19 protein-coding genes are annotated in these 21885 nt (G+C 65.5%); 10 read left to right on the plus strand and 9 right to left on the minus strand.

Going from position 1 to position 21885, the window contains the following annotated elements; all coding sequences use genetic code 11:
* Window positions 1–9: 9 nt before the first annotated feature.
* Together AC1DCF_RS01400 and AC1DCF_RS01405 are read right to left on the minus strand one after the other, a co-directional pair.
* Window positions 10–975 carry an ATP-binding cassette domain-containing protein gene (locus AC1DCF_RS01400; protein WP_477209450.1) on the minus strand — a complete coding sequence of 322 codons (966 nt, stop codon included), beginning with the start codon at window positions 973–975 and terminating at the stop codon, window positions 10–12.
* Window positions 976–1007: 32 nt separating this feature from the next.
* Window positions 1008–1208, minus strand: a complete 201-nt coding sequence (locus AC1DCF_RS01405) for a hypothetical protein (RefSeq protein ID WP_477209451.1) — start codon at window positions 1206–1208, stop codon at window positions 1008–1010.
* A 158-nt stretch (window positions 1209–1366) separates the two neighbouring features.
* Between AC1DCF_RS01405 and AC1DCF_RS01410 the strand changes: the two genes are divergently transcribed.
* Window positions 1367–2257, plus strand: a complete 891-nt coding sequence (locus AC1DCF_RS01410) for a hypothetical protein (RefSeq protein WP_477209452.1) — start codon at window positions 1367–1369, stop codon at window positions 2255–2257.
* A 9-nt stretch (window positions 2258–2266) separates the two neighbouring features.
* Here AC1DCF_RS01410 and AC1DCF_RS01415 read toward each other — a convergent pair whose 3' ends face one another.
* The 6 genes from AC1DCF_RS01415 to AC1DCF_RS01440 form a co-directional block, all read right to left on the minus strand.
* Window positions 2267–3544: a CDP-glycerol glycerophosphotransferase family protein gene (locus AC1DCF_RS01415; protein WP_477209453.1), complete on the minus strand. Its 1278-nt coding sequence runs from the start codon at window positions 3542–3544 to the stop codon at window positions 2267–2269.
* 74 nt (window positions 3545–3618) lie between these two features.
* Window positions 3619–4527: a glycosyltransferase family 2 protein gene (locus AC1DCF_RS01420; protein WP_477209454.1), complete on the minus strand. Its 909-nt coding sequence runs from the start codon at window positions 4525–4527 to the stop codon at window positions 3619–3621.
* Window positions 4514–5326, minus strand: a complete 813-nt coding sequence (locus AC1DCF_RS01425; protein ID WP_477209455.1) for a CDP-alcohol phosphatidyltransferase family protein — start codon at window positions 5324–5326, stop codon at window positions 4514–4516. The genes AC1DCF_RS01420 and AC1DCF_RS01425 overlap by 14 nt, the downstream gene beginning before the upstream one ends.
* Window positions 5327–5328: 2 nt before the next feature.
* Window positions 5329–6384 carry a glycosyltransferase family 2 protein gene (locus AC1DCF_RS01430; RefSeq protein WP_477209456.1) on the minus strand — a complete coding sequence of 352 codons (1056 nt, stop codon included), beginning with the start codon at window positions 6382–6384 and terminating at the stop codon, window positions 5329–5331.
* 152 nt (window positions 6385–6536) lie between these two features.
* Complete coding sequence (locus AC1DCF_RS01435) at window positions 6537–8417, minus strand: S1C family serine protease (RefSeq protein WP_477209457.1); 1881 nt, start codon at window positions 8415–8417, stop codon at window positions 6537–6539.
* Window positions 8418–8538: 121 nt separating this feature from the next.
* Window positions 8539–9384 (minus strand): hypothetical protein, encoded by an 846-nt coding sequence (locus AC1DCF_RS01440; RefSeq protein WP_477209458.1) that lies wholly within the window; start codon window positions 9382–9384, stop codon window positions 8539–8541.
* Window positions 9385–10078: 694 nt separating this feature from the next.
* On the opposite strand from AC1DCF_RS01440, the gene AC1DCF_RS01445 reads away from it, so the two are divergent.
* Complete coding sequence (locus AC1DCF_RS01445; protein WP_477209459.1) at window positions 10079–11278, plus strand: aminotransferase class I/II-fold pyridoxal phosphate-dependent enzyme; 1200 nt, start codon at window positions 10079–10081, stop codon at window positions 11276–11278.
* Window positions 11279–11413: 135 nt separating this feature from the next.
* Here the strand turns inward: AC1DCF_RS01445 and AC1DCF_RS01450 are convergent, their stop codons facing one another.
* A complete protein-coding gene (locus AC1DCF_RS01450) occupies window positions 11414–12244 on the minus strand; it encodes a carbon-nitrogen hydrolase family protein (protein WP_477209460.1) in 831 nt (276 codons plus the stop codon).
* Between the two features lie 239 nt (window positions 12245–12483).
* Here AC1DCF_RS01450 and AC1DCF_RS01455 point away from each other — a divergent pair, with 239 nt between their 5' ends.
* The 8 genes from AC1DCF_RS01455 (at window position 12484) to nadC (ending at window position 21885) form a co-directional block, all read left to right on the plus strand.
* A complete protein-coding gene (locus tag AC1DCF_RS01455; protein WP_441791508.1) occupies window positions 12484–13158 on the plus strand; it encodes a response regulator transcription factor in 675 nt (224 codons plus the stop codon).
* Complete coding sequence (locus AC1DCF_RS01460) at window positions 13155–14519, plus strand: sensor histidine kinase (protein WP_477209461.1); 1365 nt, start codon at window positions 13155–13157, stop codon at window positions 14517–14519. The genes AC1DCF_RS01455 and AC1DCF_RS01460 overlap by 4 nt, the downstream gene beginning before the upstream one ends.
* Window positions 14520–14642: 123 nt before the next feature.
* Window positions 14643–16187 carry a glycosyltransferase family 39 protein gene (locus AC1DCF_RS01465; protein ID WP_477209462.1) on the plus strand — a complete coding sequence of 515 codons (1545 nt, stop codon included), beginning with the start codon at window positions 14643–14645 and terminating at the stop codon, window positions 16185–16187.
* Window positions 16188–16192: 5 nt separating this feature from the next.
* Window positions 16193–16948: a polyprenol monophosphomannose synthase gene (locus AC1DCF_RS01470; protein WP_477209463.1), complete on the plus strand. Its 756-nt coding sequence runs from the start codon at window positions 16193–16195 to the stop codon at window positions 16946–16948.
* 215 nt (window positions 16949–17163) lie between these two features.
* Window positions 17164–17829: an NUDIX hydrolase gene (locus AC1DCF_RS01475; RefSeq protein ID WP_477209819.1), complete on the plus strand. Its 666-nt coding sequence runs from the start codon at window positions 17164–17166 to the stop codon at window positions 17827–17829.
* Window positions 17830–17899: 70 nt separating this feature from the next.
* A complete protein-coding gene (nadA, locus tag AC1DCF_RS01480) occupies window positions 17900–19216 on the plus strand; it encodes a quinolinate synthase NadA (RefSeq protein WP_477209464.1) in 1317 nt (438 codons plus the stop codon).
* Between the two features lie 3 nt (window positions 19217–19219).
* On the plus strand, window positions 19220–21007 hold the full coding sequence (nadB, locus tag AC1DCF_RS01485; protein WP_477209465.1) for an L-aspartate oxidase: 1788 nt from the start codon (window positions 19220–19222) through the stop codon (window positions 21005–21007).
* Complete coding sequence (nadC, locus tag AC1DCF_RS01490; RefSeq protein ID WP_477209466.1) at window positions 21001–21885, plus strand: carboxylating nicotinate-nucleotide diphosphorylase; 885 nt, start codon at window positions 21001–21003, stop codon at window positions 21883–21885. Before nadB ends, nadC begins: the two co-directional genes overlap by 7 nt.

A 21885-nucleotide genomic window follows, 5' to 3' on the forward strand; every position in this document is an offset into this window, starting at 1 on the left:
ATGTTCCGTTCAGGCGTCTTCGCGCAGGGAGCGCCCGGTCACGGTGAGGAAGACGTCGTCGAGGGTTGGGCGACGCACTTCGATGGATTCCAACGCAACGCCGGCCGCATCCAGCTCACGCAGCAGTCCGGGCAGTTCGGCTCCGGCGCTCGGAACACGCCGACTGACGATGTTTCCCTCGCTGGTGACGACCGCGTCGCCGACAACTCGACCAAGCCGCTCGGCGGCGACAGCCGCATGGGCCGGGTTGCTCAGCACCAATTCGATCAGATCGCCCGAGATCTGGCGCTTGAGCGCATCCGGCGTGTCGCTGGCCACGATGACCCCGCGATCGATCACCAGCACCCGGTCGCACAGCGCATCGGCCTCATCGAGATAGTGGGTCGTCAGAAAGATCGTGCTCCCCTGCTGGGTGCGGAGGGCCGAGATGTGTTCCCACAGGTTCGCGCGTGCCTGCGGGTCGAGTCCGGTTGTCGGCTCGTCGAGAAAGATCAGTTTCGGATCGTGCACGAGACCCATCGCGATGTCGAGACGTCGGCGCTGACCGCCCGACAAGGTCTTGGGTTGCCGTGTCCACATGCCGCCCAGATCAAGCTGCTCGAAAAGCTCCTTGCCTCGTTGAGTCGCCTGGTCACGCGGGATCCCGTAGAGGAGACCATGGTCGACGACCTCTTCGCCGGCCCGCGCCTCGCTTCCGGTCGATCCACTCTGTGAGACGTAGCCGATGCTGCGGCGCACCGCTACCGGGTCGCGGGCCACATCAAAACCGGCCACCGTCGCGCTTCCGGCCGTGGGTTTCAACAGCGTGTTGAGCATGCGCAGTGTTGTTGTCTTTCCGGCGCCGTTGGGGCCGAGAAAACCCACGATCTCGCCTTCTTCGACGTCGAGGTCGACGCCGGCGACCGCCGTCACGGAGATGCGTTCTCGCCCGCGGCGGGTGTTGAATGTTCGGGCAAGTCCTCTGGCGTGAATCATCCGTCGCTCCAATCTCGTCGGTAGCGGCCCGTTCAGGCGCCGATCAGCAGCAGTACGTGGTACATCACATAGACCGGCCAGACCACGGCTTGAAGCAAACCGAGGATGACGGCCCAGAAGGATCCGTCCGAAATCGAAATGAAGTAGATCGCGGCCCCGACATACGCCAAGAGGAAGATGAAGCCCCACGGCCCTTCCCGCACGATCATCCGTGTCCGGCCATCCGTTGTCATCTGATCCTCCGCCCGAGCGCGTTTCGTCCGACTGCTCCGACGGCACAAGGCTAGCTTCGGTACTCGCGGTGCGATACCCCACACCTTCACTGTGATGGCCTCACGTCGACGCCCCACAGTCCCAGGCAGGAGGTTCGCCGAGCATCTAAGCTCGAACCATGGCCAGGAAACCGAAGCCGATCGTCTCCCCAACCGGCGGCACCCCGCAGGGCGGGCAGCTGCCCCCGCGCGTCGTCACGGGCATCGACCGGGTGATGGCGATCCACCGGCCCGTGGTGCTCGCGCATATTCGCAGCATCCGTCGCCGCAACCCCGACGCAAGCCCTGCGCAACTCATTCGCATTCTCGAACGTCGCTACCTCGCCGCCGTCACCACGGGTGGCGCGGCGGTCGGCGCGAGCGCGATCATTCCCGGCGTCGGCACCGGCGTCACCCTGATCCTGTCCGGCGTTGAGACCGCCGGTTTTCTCGAGGCCACCGCCCTCTTCGCACAATCGGTGAGCGAGGTTCACGGTATCGCGGTGGAGGACCCCGACCGGGCGCGCGCACTGGTGATGACGATGATGCTCGGCCGCGAAGGATCAGACCTGGTACGGCAACTGGCCGGACAAGCGACGGGCCGGGGCATCGGTCTCAACGCCTACTGGGGCGAGCTCGTGGCCACCAGCATCCCCCGCGCGATCATGGGACCCTTGACCGACAAGCTGAAGAGCTCGTTCATTCGCCAGTTCGCCGCGCGCGGCAGTGCGAGCTTCATCGGCAAAGCAGTGCCGTTCGGCGTCGGTGCGGTCATCGGCGGCGCCGGCAATCACATTCTGGGCAAACGAGTTCTGCATTCCTCGCGACTCGCGTTCGGGCAGGTTCCGCCCTATTTCCGGCCCGAACTCGAACCAATCGTACGCACCGTCACCGTGCGGAACGCCGCGACCCTGCGCATCGTGCGGATCAGCAGCGGAGCTCGAGCCGTGCTGCCACGGATGGTGCCACCCACGCTACGCCGGGGACCGCGCGGCGCACCCGCGCCACAGGATCCCGCTGAATCCGCCTGACCGGATCGGTTAAACCGGCTCTCCGTCCGGTTCTTTCTCGAGCTCGTCGATCTCCCCGTCTGCCGCGTGAATCGCGGCGAAGCGATCCCACTCGTTGAACAGGTGTTGCACGGCACCGTGGAACCGAGTTGTCGCTGCGCCCGGCGTCGGATCGCCGAAGTAGCGTTCGACCCACATCGCGAGCCTGGCCTCTGCCGTCTTATCGTGGGTGAGTTTCTCCAGCGCATCGACGACCTGTGACGCATCGTCGGCCAGCAACCATTCGCAGTCAGACAGGTATCCCCCGGTGTCGATCTGCGCCTCGGGGTTTGCCGGCCGTGTGATCATCAGCGGCTTTCCGGCGGCGAGACGGTCGTAGACCATTGCCGAGATGTCGACGATTGCGACATCCGCTGCAGAAAGTTGCCAGCCGAGATCTGCCCCGGTGTCGTAAATGTGTTGCGCCGAGGCGTCTCGCGCGTTGGCGGCGGCGATCGCCTGGACGATGCGCTTGTTCGCGACGCCATATTCGTGGTCGACGACACCGCTGCGGGGGTGCGGGCGATAGATGACACGGTGGCGGCCGGTCTTCAGCAGAGCCGTCACCAACGCGACACCGTGCGTGGCGATGGAACCATAGGCCGCCGCAGACCGGTCACCCTCCCAGGTCGGCGCATAGAGCACCACCTCGCGGTCGTCGGGCGTGTAGGGCAACTCGCCGCTGTAGTAGTCGGCCTGCGGGCGGCCGATCTTCAGCGCGCGCTTGTCGAAGTCGTAGTCCCAGAGCACCTTGTCGAGGCGGCTGAGCGCCGCGTCGCCGGCGACGAAGGCATAGTCGTACGCCTTGAACTGGTTGGTGGTCATGTACATTTTGTCGCTCTCACCGTGGTTGATGAAAACGTGCCAGCGGCGCCCGTAGCGCATCATCTGAAAATTCTTGGCGTTCTGATTGACGTAGAACACGATGCGAATGTCTTGCTCGGCTATGACCTGTTCGAGGTCTGTCACCTTGCGCACGAACGCAACCGGGACCGGCGATTCGGCCATCAGATTGAGCGTGCCGCCGCCGGTGCGACTCAAGATCACGACCGGCCAGGTCTCAGCGAGCTTGGCGAGCGGTTTGTACCACTGGCGCATCTGGTAGAGATTGACCGGGCCGTCGGCGAAATAGACGGCGATTTTGAAGTGATGTGGCGGAAGCGGAGCCTGGACAGCGAGCCGGCTGGTCAGGATTCCCTTCGCTTTGCGCGACGCCGAGACGTCCTTGACCAGTTTGATTGCCAGCCTGACGTCTCTCTGAATACCCACTCGTCAAGCCTACAGATTTCATCTGGTGCGCCTTCGCACAATGTGCCCCGAACGGGCTCAGCCGTAGCGAATCGTTAGACGATCGGCGGCCGACCGGCCAGGGCCATCCGCCAGATGGTGCGGGCCGACATCGGCGTTCGCATGCCGGGATCTTCGCGCCAGCCCTCCCGCCATCCGCCGAACCAGGCCGACAGTGCAGACCGGTTGCGGGCCCAACGCAGAATCTGGATCCCGGTCCACGAGCCGACATAGAGGGGAACGAACAGAGCGGGCAGATTGCGACGGGCCAACCAGACCCGGTTGCGCGCGTTGAGGCGGTAGTAGTCGGCGTGGCGCGTGGGCTGAATCACCGGGTGATTCGCTTCGAGATCCCCGGCATACCAGGCGCGCAGGCCCTGGTCCCAGACCCGCCAGGCCAGCTCGATGCCTTCGTGCGCGTAGAAGAATGGCTCGGCCCAGCCTCCCGTCGCGTCGAACACCCCGCGGGGCAGGATGACAGCGCCTTCCCAGACAGAGAAGACGGGGCTGGAGTGCGTGGCATCACCCTTGCGAATGCGGGGAATCCACCGGCGCGGCGAGGTGATGCCGGTCGGATCGACGACACGCGGCTGCAGCAAACCGATCGAGGGGTCGTTCTTCAGCGTGGCGATCGCGTCACGTAGGAAATGCGGGTCGGGAATGCTGGCGTCGTCATCGAGAAAGAAGAGATACTCCCCGGTGACCTTCGCGACTCCGCGATTGCGGCCGGCCGGGATGCCGAGGTTCACCGGCAGCGCGAGCGCGGCGACTCCTTCAGGAAGCCCGGTCGGCTCCCAGCCGTTGCCGACGCAGACGATGTCGAGCTCGACATCCTGCTGGGCAAGAATGCTGCGGATGCCCCGCTCGAGGTCGTCGGGACGGGTGCCTTGGGTGAGCACCACGACGCCGACCGTCGGCAGTGGCGGGCCTGCGGAGGCCGGGCCGCCGAGGCTAGGAGCGGACACGCTTCGACGCCATGATTGCAATGAAATGCCCGACGAGTGCCAGGAAGGCGAGCGGAACGAGCACGATGAGCACGATCCGGTCGACGAGGGGTTCCCCGAAGATCAAGCCGACCACCGCTGAAGCGAAGATCACCATGGTGAGTTCGACCGAGTGGTAGAGGCGGTGGAACGGCACGAAACGCGCGAAGCGGCGGGCCCGCGCGAGCAGGCTCGACGTCGGTGCCTTCTCGCCGTGGGTGTCGGCAAGCTTGACCAGGCCCGCGTTGGCCCTGGCCACATGCACCATGTCGTTGAGTGCCTTGTTCAGAACGATCAGTAGCGCGAGCAGCAGCCCGAGCGTCGTCCAGAGAAAATCGGCCGGCGCTTCGAACGGGTAGGCGGCAACCCGGATGCCGAAGGCGATCGGGATCAACGCCTCCGTCGTGTAGTGACCGACCTTGTCGAGAAACACACCGGCCGGCGAGGAGGTCTTGCGCCACCGGGCGACTTCGCCGTCGCAGCAGTCGACCAGCATCTGCAGCTGGCCAAGCACCAAGGCCAGTACCGCACCCCAGATCCCGGGAATGAGCAAGGCGGCGGCTGTGGACCAGCCGACGAGGATCATCAGCCCGGTCACGCCGTTCGCCGAGATGCGCGTCTTCAGCAGTATCCAGGTGAGATAGGGCGACAGGTCGCGCAGGTAGAGCGAGGCCGTCCAGTGCTCGGCGTTCGCACGCATCCGTACCTCGGGCGGCTGGGTGACGGCGCGAAGTTCGGCAAGCGATCTGGGACGGGAATCCGCCGGTGTACCTGGCTGCATAGTTATCTTCCCGTGTGTGCCGTGATGTTGCTGGTGAGCTTCAGATATCCGAGAACGAACCCGATGCCCCAGCAAAAATGAATGCACGGCAAGACTATGAGAAACCAGAGCGAGGAACGAAACCCGTCAGGGCGCGTAACCAGAATTGTCGCAATGATCACGAAGACAAGGTAGACCGCTGGAACTACGAATCCCAGCAACAACCACGGCGTAGCGCCCAGGGCAGCCTGCACAATTCCAGCGATTCCGAGCAGCAGACCCAGCATTGTGCCGACGACCATGACCGGCGGCACGAAGTAGCGCAGGCCGTTCGAGGCCGGAAAACGGCGGGCCAATTCGCCACGCCAGAGCCCCGTCGAGAGCATCTGCCTGGCGAGCCGGGACAGGCTGGGCCGCGGGCGATAGAGCACTTTCAGCGCGGGGGTGAACCAGACGGTGCCTCCGGCCTCGCGCAGGCGGCGGTTGAGTTCCCAATCCTGGCCGCGCTTGATGCTCTCATCGAAAAGTCCGACCGTGAGAATGCTCTCGCGGCGGAAGCAGCCGAGGTAGACGGTGTCTGCTTTGCCTTCCGCTCCCCCGACATGGAACGGCGTTCCACCGAGTCCGACGCGGGTGCCGTAGGCGCGTGCCACCGCCTTCTGAAAGGGATGCTCGCCCCGGGCGTCCATGATGCCGCCAACGTTATCGGCGCCGGTACGCTGCAGCGTCTCGACGGCAATCCGGGCGTAGTCGCGCGGGAGCACCGAGTGAGCGTCAACTCGAATCACCACCGGGTAAACGGAGGCGCGAATTGCGGTGTTCAGGCCGGCGGGAGTCGAGCCGATCTCATTGGGGACGACGCGGATGCGTGGATCGACCGCTGCCATCTCTTCGACGAGTTCGGTCGTGCCGTCGATGCTCGGACCGAGGGCCAGAGTGACCTCGAACGGGCCGTCGTAGTCCTGGTTCAGAAGGCTGTTCACTGCGGCACGCACGTGAGTCACTTCATTGAGCACCGGCATCACATAGGAGACGCCAATGAGCGGTTCGTCTCCGGTTCGGTGCAACTGGTCTGCCATATTTCCATTCGTCTTAAAGTCGATTGAGCCTATCAGGCACGACTTTTGAAGCTGCCGGATCCGCCTGCATCGCGGGCACACCAAAAATGCCTCTGCGCCGCCGGTCGAAACCGGCGGCGCAGAAGCGAGGAAGGATCAGGCGCTGAGCTGGACTAGCTCGACAGTGATCCGAGTGTGACGGAGATCGTCGTTGCCTTGCCATCACGCACGTAGGTGAGTTCGGCCTTCGACCCGGCAGCCTGGGCCCGCACCTGAGCGGTGAGGTCTGTCGCATCGGTGATCGGCACACCGTTGAAGTTGGTGATGATGTCACCCTTCTGCAGTCCGGCCGAGGCGGCAGGCCCACCATCGGTGACGGCGCTCACCAGAGCACCGACCGTCGTGCTGCTTTCGACACTTGCCGCGTCGCCGACGCTGGCGCCGAGCAGGCCGTGAGTTGCCGCGCCGCTCTTGATCAACTCTTCGGAGATGCGCTTAGCGAGGTCGGAAGGAAGTGCGAAACCGACGCCGATACTTCCGGAAGCTGTAGAACTGCCCGAACTCGCGTTGGCGATCGCTACGTTGATGCCGATCAACTCGCCCTTGCTGTTGAGCAGGGCCCCACCGGAGTTGCCGGGGTTGATCGAGGCATCCGTCTGGATCACGGGCAGCGAAATGCTGGTGCTGGCCGCGGTCGGCTGCTGGCTTCCGTTGCCGTTGTCGAAGTAGTAATCGAACGGGCCGCCGCCGTTTTGCGGGGTGGGGGTCGTCGTGTCGGGCGAGGTCGGCGCGGCTGACGATGCAACGGTGATGCTGCGGTTCAGCGCACTGACGATTCCGGTCGTGACGGTGCCGGACAGGCCGAGCGGAGCGCCAATGGCGACCGTCGAGTCACCGACGTTGAGCTTGCTCGAGTCGGCCCAGGCGATCGGCGTCAGTCCTGAGGCTCCGGTCAGCTTGATCACGGCGAGGTCGGTGGTCGGGTCGGTACCGATGAGCTTGGCGTCGTAGATCGTGCCGTCTTGGGCCGTGACCTTGATCGTTCCGTCGGCGGAGGCGCCATCCAGAGTCACCACGTGGGTGTTGGTCAGAATGTAGCCGTCTTCGGTGAGAATCACACCGGATCCGGTGCCGCCTGCGTTCGAGGTCGACACGTTGATCGTGACAACGCTCGGCGATGCTTTTGCTGCGACTGCCGTCACTTCGTTGACGCTCTGGGTGTTGTTCACGACGACGTTCTGGGCGCCCTGTGACTGGCTCGCCGGAACGGAGTTGCTCTGGTTGCTGCCGGTCAGCGCAACAACGCCGGCACCCGATGCGCCACCGAGGATCGCTCCAATGGCGAGAGCGGCGATGACCGTCGCGGTTCCCTTGCGGCGGGCCGGGTCCTTCTTCTTCAGCGGAGGAATCGGCTCTGTCGGGTAGCCGTTCTCCGTGGCGTAGGCGGGGACGCCGTTCGCGTCGGGTGCTCCGGCATAGAGCGGGCGGCCGAAGGCGTCGGTCGGGTAGGCGGAGGTTGCTCCGGTCGGGGCAGCGGGCGGGGCCGGGTGGCCGGATGCTACGGGCTGGCCGGATGCTACTGGCTGAGCCGGCTGGGATGCGTGAGCCGACTGCGCGGGGTAGGCGGCAGGCGCGGCGGTGTGCGGCGCGGCTGCTGCCGGGGTGACCGGGGGGACAGAGGCGGCCGGGGCGGCAGGCTGCACCGCGGGGGCTTCAGTCTGGGCAGCGGGAACTTCAGGGGTCGGTGCCGGCGTCGGTGCCGGGGTCTGCGCGACGGGGACAGCTGGGACGACAGGTGTCTCAGGAGCTGCGGGGGTTGCCGCAGCAGGGGCTGCCGCTGCGGGCTGAGCTGCAACGGGCTGTGCTGCTACGGGCTGGGCTGCTACGGGCTGGGCCGCCTCGGGGGCGGCTGGTTCTGCTGCAACGGGCTGAGCTGCAGCGGGTACCACTGCTTCGCCGGCCGAGTTGACTTCGACGGCACCGGCGTCGCTCTGGGCAACTGCGTCGCCCTGCGTTTCGGGGGTGGTGCCTGATTCGTTGGTGCTGTCGGTCATGGGGTGCTCCTTCCAAGCGTTGATAGCTTCGCCCTCGAACCTGAACGTTTTATATGCGAGGACTGAGAGCATTCAATGGCGAAGCCGTGACCTTGCTTGGGGTCGTGACGGGTCGTGCGATTCAGCAGCCTGGGCCGCGTGGATCGGCCTGACACTCGTCGTTCACGAGCACCGTCTTGGCCTGTCCGGCAACCGCTGTGAACGGATCAGCCGATACCGCCAGAGTACCGGCAATCCCTTGCCATGAGCGGCCGGCGAACCGATACTCCGCTGTGTAAATCACGGTTCCGACGATGACGAATGATCCGGATTCCGCAAAACGATGACTTGTCACCGTGTCGGAGAACTCGGGCAAACCTTGGTCGCCCCAGGTCGATCCGCCGGTGGCCGAGGTCGCCGTCGTGCCATCGCCGAAACTCCACCGATAGCCGACCGGTGTGAATCGAACGTCGGCCGGGAACCCGAGGAGCTGTCCAGATTGGGTGTGTGCCGATGCCCGAGCCATGAAGTTCGCGGGGAGGCCGACCACCGCCCAGCCGTTTGGCTCCATACCGGTGGAGGTCTTGGCCGGAGTGAAGTTCACCAGGTCACTGATGCTCACCGTGAAATTCGGATCGCACGGCGAGTTCGGGATGCAATTGATCACATAGTCCTCGCGATCAATGGCGTCGGGCGCGCCGATTGTGCCGGCATTTCCACCGAGATCGTTGGGCCCGGCGCTCTCATCGGGTTCAGAGTTCTCGTTGCCGGATCCATTCGAACCGGACTCGATGCCGGCCGAGACGTCGACGCCGCCGCCGTTGATCGAGCCGTTTGACTCGGGAGGGTTCTGACAGTTGCCTAGGGAAGCGCCCCAGCCAACGCAAGACTCATTCCGATCGGCGGCAGCAGCGAAGCTGATACCAGGGATGCCAACCGCCACCACACTGACAACAATCGTCCCTAACAGAAGTTCTCGCCAAGCCATGATTCAGATCTTTCGACGAGTAGCCGTGAACGGCCATCGGAATGAATGAAGTGCACTTCAAGTGGAAGTCGGTCAACTCGATCAGCCGGGACCCTACTCGCACCATTCGAGTCGACTACGTCTGTGTTAGAAACGTCCAAACAGAGATAAGCGGTAAGGGTTCCGCCGTCTGAATCAAGTTCCTGAATAGTCATCGAATCGAATCGCAGTTCGCCAAGCCCTCGGAGCCCCAAATCCGCCAGTCCTGTGAACGACTCCAACTCGGCCTCGAGAGCCTGCCCGGTCGCAAACTCCTTCATCCGATTCGGGTCCTCTCCACCTTGCTGTGCAATCGCACTGGACATCACCTGGTACGCGGCATACGCCTCCGTCGCCGCGGCGAGCGCCTCCTCATCAGAGGCAAAGACCGGTTCCGCAGCCGACGGCGATTCTGAGGGAACGGGATCCGGGGCCGACGCGCATCCGCTCAACACCAACGCCGCGGCGACAAGGAGCAGTCCGGTGCGGGCACGCACAGCGTCAGCAGCGGTGTGACGGCCCCCACTCACAGTGCGCATGCCGACACGTTAGGGCAGATCGGCACCCACAGGTGCAAACTATCCACAGGTTGTGCGAGGTCTGTCGACCTCTCCCCCGCGTCCGCACACCTCAGCCTCGAGGAATGTCGTAGCTTTGAGGGCATGCAGGTTGCGAAATGACGATTACCGGCGCTTGGCAGCGCACCGCCCGCGGAGCCGGTTTGCTCGCCGCCGACGGCAGCGTGACCGCCAGCATCTTCGCCGAGATGAGTGCGCTTGCCGGGCGCACCGGGTCGATCAACCTCGGTCAGGGGTTTCCTGACGAAGACGGACCGGCCGAGGTGCTCGACGCCGCGCGCCAGGCTATCTCCGACGGAGTGAACCAGTACCCGCCCGGACGCGGCGATCCGATCCTGCTTGACGCCATCTCCCGCCACCAGCAGCGCTTCTACGGACTCGCGGTCGACCCGGCTACCGAGATCCTGGTCACCGCCGGCGCGACCGAGGCGTTGGCGGCGACGATCCTCGCACTGCTCGAACCAGGCGACGAAGTCGTGACGTTCGAACCGTTCTACGACGCCTACGGCGGCCTGATCGCGCTGGGCGGCGGCATCCACCGCACCGTGCCCCTGCACTCCCCCAGCTTTCAGCCCGATGAGAGCGAACTGCGGGCGGCGATCACCGACCGCACTCGTCTCATCCTCATCAACAACCCGCATAACCCAACGGGCACCGTCTTCAGCGCCGAGACTCTCGCGCTCATTGTCGACCTCGCGCACCGTCACAACGCGCTCATCGTCACCGATGAGGTCTACGAGCACCTCACGTTCGGCGTTCCGCACATCCCAATCACGACCTTGCCCGGCGCTGCCGAACGCACGATCACCATCTCGTCGGCGGGCAAGACGTTCAACACGACGGGGTGGAAGATCGGTTGGCTGAGCGCTCCGGCGCCGATCGTGACCGCGATTCTCGCCGTCAAGCAGTTCCTCAGCTATGTGAATGGGGCGCCGTTTCAGCCGGCGATCGCCCGCGGACTCGATTTGCCCGACACCTTCTACTCCGGCATCGCGGCAGACCTGGCCGCCAAGCGGGATCTGCTCGCCACCGGCCTGCGCGCCGCGGGTTTTGAGATCACGGTACCGCAGGGCTCCTACTTCATCGTGGCGGATGCCCAGAGCCTCGGCTACGCAGAAGGCGCCGAGTTCTGCCGCGCACTGCCCGAGCTCGCCGGCGTTGTCGGGGTACCGCTGAGTGCGTTCACCTCGCCCGACCACCGTCACCGCTACGCGTCGCTCGTGCGTTTCGCCTATTGCAAGCGGGTTGAGGTCTTGGAGCAGGCTGCGCTGCAGCTCGCCGCACTCTCGGCGCGCTGAACGCAAGGGAGGAGATTCTGCGACACACCGATCACGACCGGCGGGTCAGGTCGGCGTGTCGCAGAATCTCCTCCTTTACATAGCGCGCCCACACGGGATCACCACGTGCGCACTTGAGTCAGCGAACCACCGAAGTCAGCGCGGGACCACCGTGAATCGACGCAGGGCCAGGGCCGGGTTGATCGCCCGCACGGCGCTGATGCGCTCCGCCGACACCCAGGCGATGCCGATGTCTGTGATCTCGCCGACGGTGGCGAGCTCGACACCCATCGGATCGACGATCATGCTGTTGCCCACGCCCACCGGCGGCGTGTGATCGGCCGCCGCGACATAGATCGTGTTCTCCAACGCGCGCGCGGTCACGAGCGTGCGCCAGTGATGTTCCTTGAGCGGGCCACGCACCCACTCGGCGGGAATGAGCACGACGTCAGCGCCGGCATCCACCAGTCGCCGGGTGACTTCGGGAAAACGGATGTCGTAACAGGTCTGCAACCCGATCGTCAGACCGTGAACGGTGAAGGTCTCCGGTTGCTCGATCTCACCGGCAACGACCCAGTTCGACTCCCGGTCGCCGAAGGCGTCATACAGGTGAAGCTTGCGATAGGTGGCGATCAGGAGCCCGTCGGGCGATACGGCGACAAGCGTGTTCGAGAAACGGGCCGGGTCGCTCGTCGCCTCGAGCATTCCGGCGACGACGAAGATTCCAAGGTCGCGGGCCATGTCAGTCATTGCGGTGACGAAACTGCCGTCGAGCGACTGCGCAGCGGTGACGAACGCGGGGCCGAGTGTCGGTTCGAAGAACGCTGAATACTCGGGAAACACGGCGAGCGCAGCACCCCGCGAAGCGGCGAGCGCAGCCAATCGACGCATCTCGCTGAGATTTGCTGCCTCATCGGCACCCGGCCGAAACTGGCAGACGGCGATACCGACAGGCGTGGGAGCCTCCGAGGTGTGAGTTTCGACCATGTCGTCAGCCTATCGGCGCGCTGCCCGTGCGCCTCCGGGTCGACGATTGCCCGCGCAACGACTGCCCACGGTCGGCGGTATCCCCGCGATGACGCACCGCGCTGCCGGGCAGTGCTGCGCCAGGAGGCTGACACAATCGATCGCGTGTGAGAAAGTTGCACGTGCCGCGATCTCCGTTCAGAATCGGCGAGGGCGGCTGATCGGCGACTTGTGCCGGAAGAGCTCTGAAGGGTGCTGCAATGAAGATCCTGGTCGTTGAAGACGATGAGCAGATGGGCTCACTGATTGAACGCGGTCTGACCGCCGAGGGCTATGAGGTCCACCGGGTCGCCAGCGGCATGGATGCGTTGATCGCGGTCGCCCACGAAGACTTCAACCTGGCGGCCGTCGACGTGATGCTCCCGCAGATGTCAGGATTCGAGCTGTGCCGCCGCATCCGGGAGACCGGCAACACCATGCCGGTGCTACTCCTCACCGCACGTGACACCGTCGAAGACCGGGTATTCGGCCTCGACAGCGGCGCAGACGACTACTTGACCAAACCGTTCGCCTTCGCCGAGCTCACCGCTCGAGTGCGCGCGCTTCTACGGCGGCAGTCGATGGGAGCGCAGCTCACCCTGGAACTCGGAAACCTCGTGCTCGATTCTCGAGACCTTCGGGTGAGCGTGGCCGGTCACACCGTTGCCATGAGCCCCAAGGAGTTCGCGCTGCTTCGGCTGCTCTGCGGCCGCGCCGGCGGGGTTGTCGACAGGGCAACGATCCTCGAGGAGATCTGGGACGGCACCCTGCACATCGACCCGAATATCGTCGACCAGTACATCAGTTACCTGCGTCGCAAGATCGACTCGTCTGTGGCCGGAATCCGCATTGTGACCGTTCGCGGCACCGGCTACACCGTGGAGTTGACGGAATGAGACGCCTGCCCGGGCTGTCCATCCGGGCACGAATCACCCTCGGGAGTCTCTTCATCGCGGCGGTGCTGTTCAGTACGGCCGCGTTCTTTTTCCGCCTCGAGGTGCAGTCGATCCTCGCCGAGACCACCGCGAGCCTGCTGAAGAGCGACGCGGCACCCATCGTCTCGGGCCTCCTCGCCGCGCCGGGCTCGACAGTCGAAGTTCCCGGCGAAGGCCAGCTCGTCGCCGTGGTGGATCCGACCGGCCTCGTTCAAGAGTCGACCTTGCCGCTCAGCCTTGCCTCGCACACGAAAATGCTGGCCCAGCTCGAGGGACCGCCGCGCGAGATTCAAGCAGGACACTCCACTTACCTGGTGATGGCGACCCCGGTCGAGACGACCGACGGCACCTGGACCATCGTGACTGCACGCAATCAAGAAGCCCTCGCCTTGCTTCTCGACGAACTCACCGGCGTTCTGCTCACCGGCACCATCGTATTGATTGGCGGCTTTGGTATCGCCTCCTGGCTGCTCACCGGCGCCGCACTGCGCCCGGTGAACCGGCTGCGCGAGGAGGCCGAGAGTTTGAGCGAGGTCGGCGCATCCGCTCAGCTGCCCGTGCCGGCCGGGCGTGACGAGGTCAGCCAGCTGGCCGTGACGCTCAACGCTTTCATCGAGCGGCTGCGTCGCGGCGTCGACCGTGAGAAGCAGGTCGTGTCGGATGCCAGTCACGAGTTGCGCACACCACTGGCCGTCTTGAAGACCCAGCTCGAGTTGGCGCATCTGGACTCCGGCAATGCCCCGGCGCTGCTGAGGGACATCGACGAGGCGTCGGTCACCGTCGACAGGCTCTCCCGGCTGGCCACGAACTTGCTCGAACTCTCGAAACTGGAGAGTGATCAGGCTCCGACAGAGACCGATTGGAACGGGCTGGTCGCCGAGGTGATGGGCTCCGTCGACCGTGCGCGAATGACCCGAAATTTTCGCGAACTCGAGATCGAATTTGAGATCGCCGGCGACGATACAGACGGACGCTACACGCTCTCCCGCACCAATATGGGTCAGCTCGTCGACAACCTGATCACCAACTCCCTCGTCGCGCTGGGCTCGAGCGGAACCGTGACGGTCAGCTTGTCCAGGCAGGGCGACGTCGCTGTGGCGCGCGTCGTCGACACCGGGCCCGGCATGCCCGAAGAGTTTCTTGCCGTGGCCTTCGACCGGTTCTCACGCACCGACGACTCCCGCGCGAGCGGTTCGGGTGGGTCGGGGCTCGGCCTGGCTGTGGTTCACGCGATCGTCGAACGTGCCGGCGGCACCATCTCGGTCTCGAACACGGGAACAGGGTTGGCCGTCGAGGCGCGTCTCCCCCGGCATCGGGGCTGATCTCCCCTGCATCCGGGCTGATGCGACCCCCGATTCTGAGAGCCTTCGTATCTGAGAGCCTTCGAAGGAGGACGCCCTCCGTGCGCAGCCAATCGTTAACCTGCTCCCCCTAGCGTCAAGAGCGTGACCACATTCGCGAATCCGGCCGAGACGACCCGTGCGCCGCGTGCCCTGACGCCGAACCCCCGGTTCACCCGTACGGCGGTTGTGCTCGGTGCCATCGGCGCAGTCGTCTCTTTGGCCGGCTCGTGGAACCCGTCGTATTGGGGCGACGAAGCCGCCAGCGTCATGTCAGCCGAACGTTCACTACCGTCGCTCTTTCAGATGCTCGGCACCGTCGATGCCGTACATGGCACCTACTACCTCCTCCTGCACTTGTGGATTCAGGTCTTCGGCACCTCCGAACTCGCCACGCGTCTCCCCAGCGCCCTCGCGATCGGGCTGGCGACGATGGGCACCGCAGTGCTGGCGCGGCGACTCTTCACCGCCGAAGTGGCGATCGTCGCCGCTCTCGTCTTCGCGGTGCTCCCGCGGGTCACCTACATGGGCGCCGAAGCCCGGTCAACCGCCATCGCGACAGCGTGCGCAATCTGGCTGACCGTGCTTCTCCTGCACGTGCTGCGACACGCGGCCCTGCCGACCACCAGCGTCAGGATGCGACGTGGTCTCTGGGCCGCATACGCCGCGCTCGGCGCCTTCGGTGTCTACGTCTTTCTCTATTTGGTGCTGCTCATTCCGATTCACGCACTCGCCGTCTGGTTGTGGGCACCGAAAGAGAATCGACGCCCCCTGTGGCGCAGCTGGCTCGCCGCCACCGGAATCGGAATTCTGCTCGCCGCTCCCGTGGTGGTTTACGGCCTCGCGCAGCACGACCAAATCTCGTTCATCGGCCGCCGCCCCCCACCCGACCTGGTGACCGCACTCGTCGACCAATGGTTTGTCAGCACGCCGGTCGCCGTTCTCGCGTGGGGCCTCGTCGCGCTGGCACTCGTCACGGTGTTTCTCTTTCCCGGCCGGCTTCGCGGACTTGAGCCGGCTGTACGCCCCGCTCTCGTTGTGCTGCTCGCCTGGATCATCGTGCCAAGCTCGCTGCTCTTGATCGGCACTCGGCTGATCGCACCGATGTACACCCAGCGTTATCTCTCTTTTTGCACACCGGCCCTGGCGATCGCGATCGCCATCGGGATTGTCTGTCTCGGGCAACGCTGGCTTCAGGCCACGGCAGTGCTTCTGCTCGTCGTAGTGGTCGCGCCGATCTATCTCTCCCAGCGCACGGGTTTTGCCAAAGACGGCAGCGATTGGCGCCAGGCAGCAGCGGTGATCGCGGCCCATGCGCATCCGGGTGACGCGGTAATCTTCGATGACAGCGTGCGTCCGTCGCGACTACCACGCTTGGCGCTCCGGCTCTACCCCACGGCCTTCAACGGACTGCAGGACGTGACACTCGCAACGCCGTTCCAGCAGACCGGCGGCCTGTGGGATCAAACGGTGCCACTGGCATCCGTCACCAATGAACTCGCCGGCACCAACACAGTCTGGCTTCTCGAGAACGTCGGAAGCACCGAATCCGTGGCCGGCACCTCGGTGCACGACCTTGAAAACCTGGGCTTTTCCGCAGCCGTGACCACCACCGTGAATCGCACTACAATAATCGAAATGACGAGGTAGCCCCCATGCCACATACGCTGGTCATCATTCCGACCTTCAATGAGATTGACAACCTCGAACCGATTGTTTCGCGCGTTCGCGCGAACGTCGCCGATGCCGAGGTGCTCATTGTCGACGATTCGTCGCCCGATGGTACGGGGATACTCGCCGACACGTTGGCGGCGCAGGATCCACGCGTGCATGTCTTGCATCGTTCCGCCAAGAACGGGCTGGGCGCCGCCTACCTGGAGGGGTTCACCTGGGCACTCTCGCGCGGTTACGAAACCCTCGTGCAGATGGATGCCGATGGGTCCCATCTGCCGGAACAACTGCCGAGTTTGCTGGCGGCGAGCGCCGGCGCCGACGTGGTGATGGGCTCGCGGTGGGTTCCCGGCGGCCACATCGTCAACTGGCCGTGGCACCGTCGGATGCTGTCACAGGGCGGTTCAACGTACTCGCGGATTCTGCTGCGTCTGCAGCAACGCGACGTGACCGGTGGCTACCGCATTTACACGGCACATGCCCTGGAACGGATGCGGCTCTCCAGCGTCGAAAGTCACGGCTACTGCTTTCAGATCGACATGTTGCTTCATGCTGTGCGGGCCGGTCTGACCGTGGTCGAGGTTCCGATCACGTTCGTCGAGCGAACGCACGGTTCCTCGAAGATGAGTAGCAAGATCGTGCTCGAGGCGATGGGGAGAGTCACAATCTGGGGGCTCACCGGTCAGGGCGTGGTGCGCGCCAGCGAGGTTCCCGCAGTGGCGCCCACGCGCCGGGCCTGAGTTTCGCACAAGCGCGTCACTGCCGCGAAGAGATTCGGGGATGAGTTCTGGTCAGAATGACTATATGATGGACCCACTGAGTTAAAGTCTTTACAACCTTTACTAGATGGGTCCTCACCGTGGCATCCGAGCAGCATCGTGTCGACAACCAGGGCACCACCCTTGCGGTGTCGACGGTGATCTTCGCGCTGCGCCCAGACGCGACATCCGGCCTGATGACCCTGTGGCTTCCGCTGGTGCGACGCACACGCGAACCATTCGAATCGCATTGGGCGCTTCCCGGCGGCTGGCTGCCCGACGATGAAGAGCTGGCCACCGCAGCGGCACGCACCCTGCGCGAAACCACGAGCCTCACGCCCACCTACCTCGAGCAGCTCTACACTTTCGGCGCGCTTGACCGCTCCCCCGGCCGACGCGTGATCTCCGTTGTCTACTGGGCTCTCGTGCAATCGGATGAGGCGGCGCAGGTCGCCGTCGGCGACAACGTGCGGTGGTTTCCCGCCGACGCCCTGCCGCAGTTGGCCTTCGACCACAACCGCATCGTCGAATACGCGCTCTGGCGCCTGCGCACCAAGATGGAGTACTCCCGCATCGCCCACGCCTTTCTCGGCGAGACTTTCACGCTCTCCCAGTTGCGGGAGGTACACGAGGCAGTCCTGCAGAAGCCACTCGATCCGGCGAACTTCCGGCGCAGCATGGAGGCCTCCGGGTCGGTCGTCGACACCGGCGAACGACTCGCCGGCGCCCGCAATCGACCGCCCCGGCTCTATCGCTACAACGCCGAGCTGCTCTCCGCAAGCGCGGCGCCATCGGGGCGCCGCCCCTCTGAAATTCCGGAGCGACCGATTCCGGAACGTCCGATTCCCACCCCGAATTCCTAGCCCCTCGCTCACCTCTCCACAATCCACCCCGTACGGCCCACCCCGCACGACCCACTCCGGGAGAACCACCATGACCAACGCATCCGTCGACACGACAATTCGGCTCATCAGCACCGGCAGCGCTGCAGGCAGCACTTGCAGCCCCGACCTGGCAAAGGGTCCGTGGGAGTTCGATTCCGGTGTTCCGGGCTACGGCCCCGGCTCGTCAATGGGTGACGTGATTCCGACCGTTTCACCGCGCCAGGGTGAGCTGCCGGCCGAGTACCGCACCGCATCCGCCGACGAACTCGACCTGCGCATCCGTGCGGCGAAAGAGACGCTCGGCGACCGCATCGTCGTGCTCGGCCACTTCTACCAGCGTGAAGAAGTCGTGCGGCACGCCGATTTCGTCGGCGACTCGTTCCAGCTCGCGCAGGCGACGCGCAGCCGCCCCGACGCCGAGGCGATCGTGTTCTGCGGCGTGCACTTCATGGCCGAGACGGCCGACCTGTTGTCGGGGCCCGACCAGGCCGTGATCCTGCCGAACCTGGCCGCCGGCTGCTCGATGGCCGATATGGCCGACATCGATTCGGTCACCGAATGCTGGGAGCAGCTGAGCGAGGTCTACGGCACCGAGCCGGATGCCGATGGCCGCGTTCCCGTGATCCCGGTCACCTACATGAATTCCTCGGCCGCCCTCAAGGCTTTCTGTGGTGAGCACGGCGGCATCGTCTGCACCTCGTCGAACGCCGAGACCGTGCTCGAGTGGGCCTTCGAGCGCGGCCAGCGGGTGCTCTTCTTCCCTGACCAGCACCTGGGGCGCAACACCGCGAAGGCGATGGGGGTGCCACTTTCGAAGATGCCGATGTGGAACCCGAACCGCCCCCTCGGCGGCAACACCGCCACCGAGCTCGACGACGCACAGGTCATTCTCTGGCACGGTTTCTGCAGTGTGCACAAGCGATTCACGGTCGACCAGATCGAGAAGGCGCGCCAGGACTACCCCGACGTGCGCGTGATCGTGCACCCCGAGTGCCCGATGCCTGTCGTCGATGCGGCCGACGAGTACGGCTCGACCGACTACATCCGCAAGGCGATCGCCGCGGCCCCGGCCGGATCGACCTTCGCCATCGGCACTGAGATCAACCTCGTGCAGCGCTTGGCTGCCGAACACCCCGAACACACCATTTTCTGCCTCGACCCGGTGGTCTGCCCGTGCTCCACTATGTACCGCATCCACGCGGGCTACCTGGCCTGGGTGCTCGAAGCGCTGGTCGGAACCGCGGAACACCCCGCCGCCGTGCTCAACCGCATCGCCGTCGACGCCGACGTTGCCACGCACGCGAAGCTCGCCCTCGAGCGGATGCTGGCCGCCCTGCCGCCGGTCGCCGCCCCAGCCGGAGTCTGAACCATGACCTMGGTGCTGATCGTCGGCAGCGGCCTCGCCGGGCTGCTCGCCGCCGTGCGGGCCTCCGATGCCGGCCATTCGGTGACCCTGGTGACAAAAGCAGAGCTGGCCGAAAGCAACACCCGCTATGCGCAGGGCGGCATCGCCGCCGCGCTCTTTCCGGGCGATTCGGTTGAGGCCCACGTGCAGGACACTCTGCTCGCCGGCGCCGGGCTGAACGATGTTGCCGCCGTGCGTGTGCTCTGCGGTGAAGGGCCGGCCCGGGTGCGGGATCTGATCAGGTTCGGTGTCGACTTCGATCACGACGAGTCGGGCCTTCGTCGTGGGCTGGAAGCCGCGCATTCGCGCTCGCGCGTGCTGCACGCCGGCGGAGACGCTACCGGGGCCGCCATCGAGGCCGCCCTCATCGCCACCGTGCGCCGACGCAGTGCACTCCCGGGGCCGACGCGGCCCGGCTCGTTGCGCATCAAGGAACACACGATGCTCGCCGACCTTGTCGTGGAGGGTGGCGTCGTCACCGGTGCCCTCCTCGCCAGCGCGGCTGTCGGCGGGGCGACTGTCGCCGGCACCCGTGGAGGCGGTGGCCAGAGCACGCGTTTGATCAACGCGGATGTCGTCATCCTCGCCACCGGTGGCGCGGGGGCGCTGTACCGTCACACCACGAACCCATCGGTCGCGACGGGTGACGGTGTTGCGGCCGCTTGGCGCGCCGGAGCCGCAGTCGCCGACCTGGAGTTCTATCAGTTCCACCCCACCGCTCTCGCGGTGCCCGGCACACCTCTCGTGTCCGAAGCCGTGCGTGGCGAAGGGGCGGTGCTCCGGAATGCCCGCGGCGAACGGTTCATGCTCGCCGTGCATCCCGACGCCGAACTCGCTCCGCGCGACGTCGTGGCCCGGGCGATCGCCGCCGAAATGCAGGCGCAGGATGGTGAACCGGTGCGCCTTGATGCGACGATGATCGGTCGTAGGAAGCTGGAGTCCCGCTTTCCCACGATCACCGCCGCGTGTGCAGCCGTCGGCCTCGATTGGGCGGTCGATTCCGTTCCGGTCGCCCCGGCCGCGCACTACTGGATGGGTGGCGTCGTCACCGATCACTGGGGCCGCAGCACGCTGCCCGGCCTCTTCGCAATCGGCGAGGTCGCCCGCACCGGAGCGCACGGCGCCAACCGGCTCGCCTCGAACTCGCTGCTCGAGGCCGCAGTTTTCGCCGATCGTGCGGTGCGCGCGCTCGACGGGCCCGCCGTCGCTGCGCCCGTCAGACTGCTCGAGCCGGCCCCGGTGGTCGAGCTTGTCGAGACCCTTTTCGGACAGCCCTCGAACGCCGCCCGCGTTCAGAGATCGACTCACGTGGTTTCGACGAGCTCAACCAACGAAACTTTCAGCCGCGCCACTCTCGCCGACCTGATGTGGCGCTGCGCGGGGGTGCACCGCTCCGGCGCAGGGCTCGACGCGGCGACGGCCACGCTCGCCAGCTGGCACACCCGTGCCCCGGCATCCGAACCTCTGACCATGACCGAACGCGAAGACGCCAATCTGCTGCTGCTCGCCCAGCTGACGGTCGCCGCCGCCCGCGCCAGGGAGGAGTCCCGCGGCGCACACCACCGGGCCGACTTCGTGCTTACCCGGCCCGAGCGCGCATTCTCGCGTGCCTGGCGTCGTGCCGACCTGACGACAGCCGACTCGACGACGGCAGCCACCTGGCTGCTCCCCACTGATTCTGAGCCGACGACCGCTGCCGGGTTATTCGCCGTTCACTCTGTTCCCCAGGCCGAGGAGGCCTTCGCATGCTGACCAGCCATTCCATCGACACCATCGTTCGCGCCGCACTCGACGAAGACGCGCCCTGGGGCGACCTGACCAGCGAGATGCTCATTCCCGCTGCCGCCACCGCGACGGCGGCATTGGTCGCCCGCGAACCCGGCGTGTTCAGCGGCAGTGCGGTGTTCGAGTCGGCGTTCCGGCTGACGGATGCCGCGATCACGGTCACGCTGCAGGTCACCGATGGCGACGCGTTCGCCGCCGGCGACACGCTCGCTGTTGTCTCGGGCTCAGCCCGGGGCATCCTGCAAGCCGAACGCATCGGCCTGAACTTCGTGCAGCGGATGAGCGGCGTCGCCACCCTCACCGCCGCTTACGTCGCGGAGGCGGAAGGCACCAGCGCCCGCATCGTCGACACGCGCAAGACCACCCCGGGCCTGCGCGTGCTGGAACGCCAGGCGGTTCGGGACGGCGGCGGCCACAATCATCGGTTCAGCCTCTCCGACGCGGTCATGGCCAAGGACAATCACCTCGCGATTCTCACCGCCGGCGGCCTCGATGTGACCACCGCTCTGCGACAGGTGCGGGAGCGACTCTCGCACACCACGCACCTGGAGGTGGAGGTCGACCGGATCGACCAGATCGAACCGGTCGTCTCCGCCGGTGTCGACACGATCATGCTCGACAACTTCAGCCCCGCTGACCTGCGCACCGGCGTGGCTCTCGTCGCGGGGCGCGCGATCGTCGAGGCCAGCGGCGGGGTCAACCTGCAAACCGTCCGCTCGATCGCCGCCACGGGCGTCGATGTGATTTCGGTCGGCGCACTCACCCATAGCGTGCACTCGCTCGATCTCGGGCTCGACGTTGTGATCACTCCCCCACCGGCTTCTGTCGACCTGCCGATCGTCTGA

The sequence above is a fragment of the Leifsonia sp. 10L418 genome, from assembly GCF_056395445.1.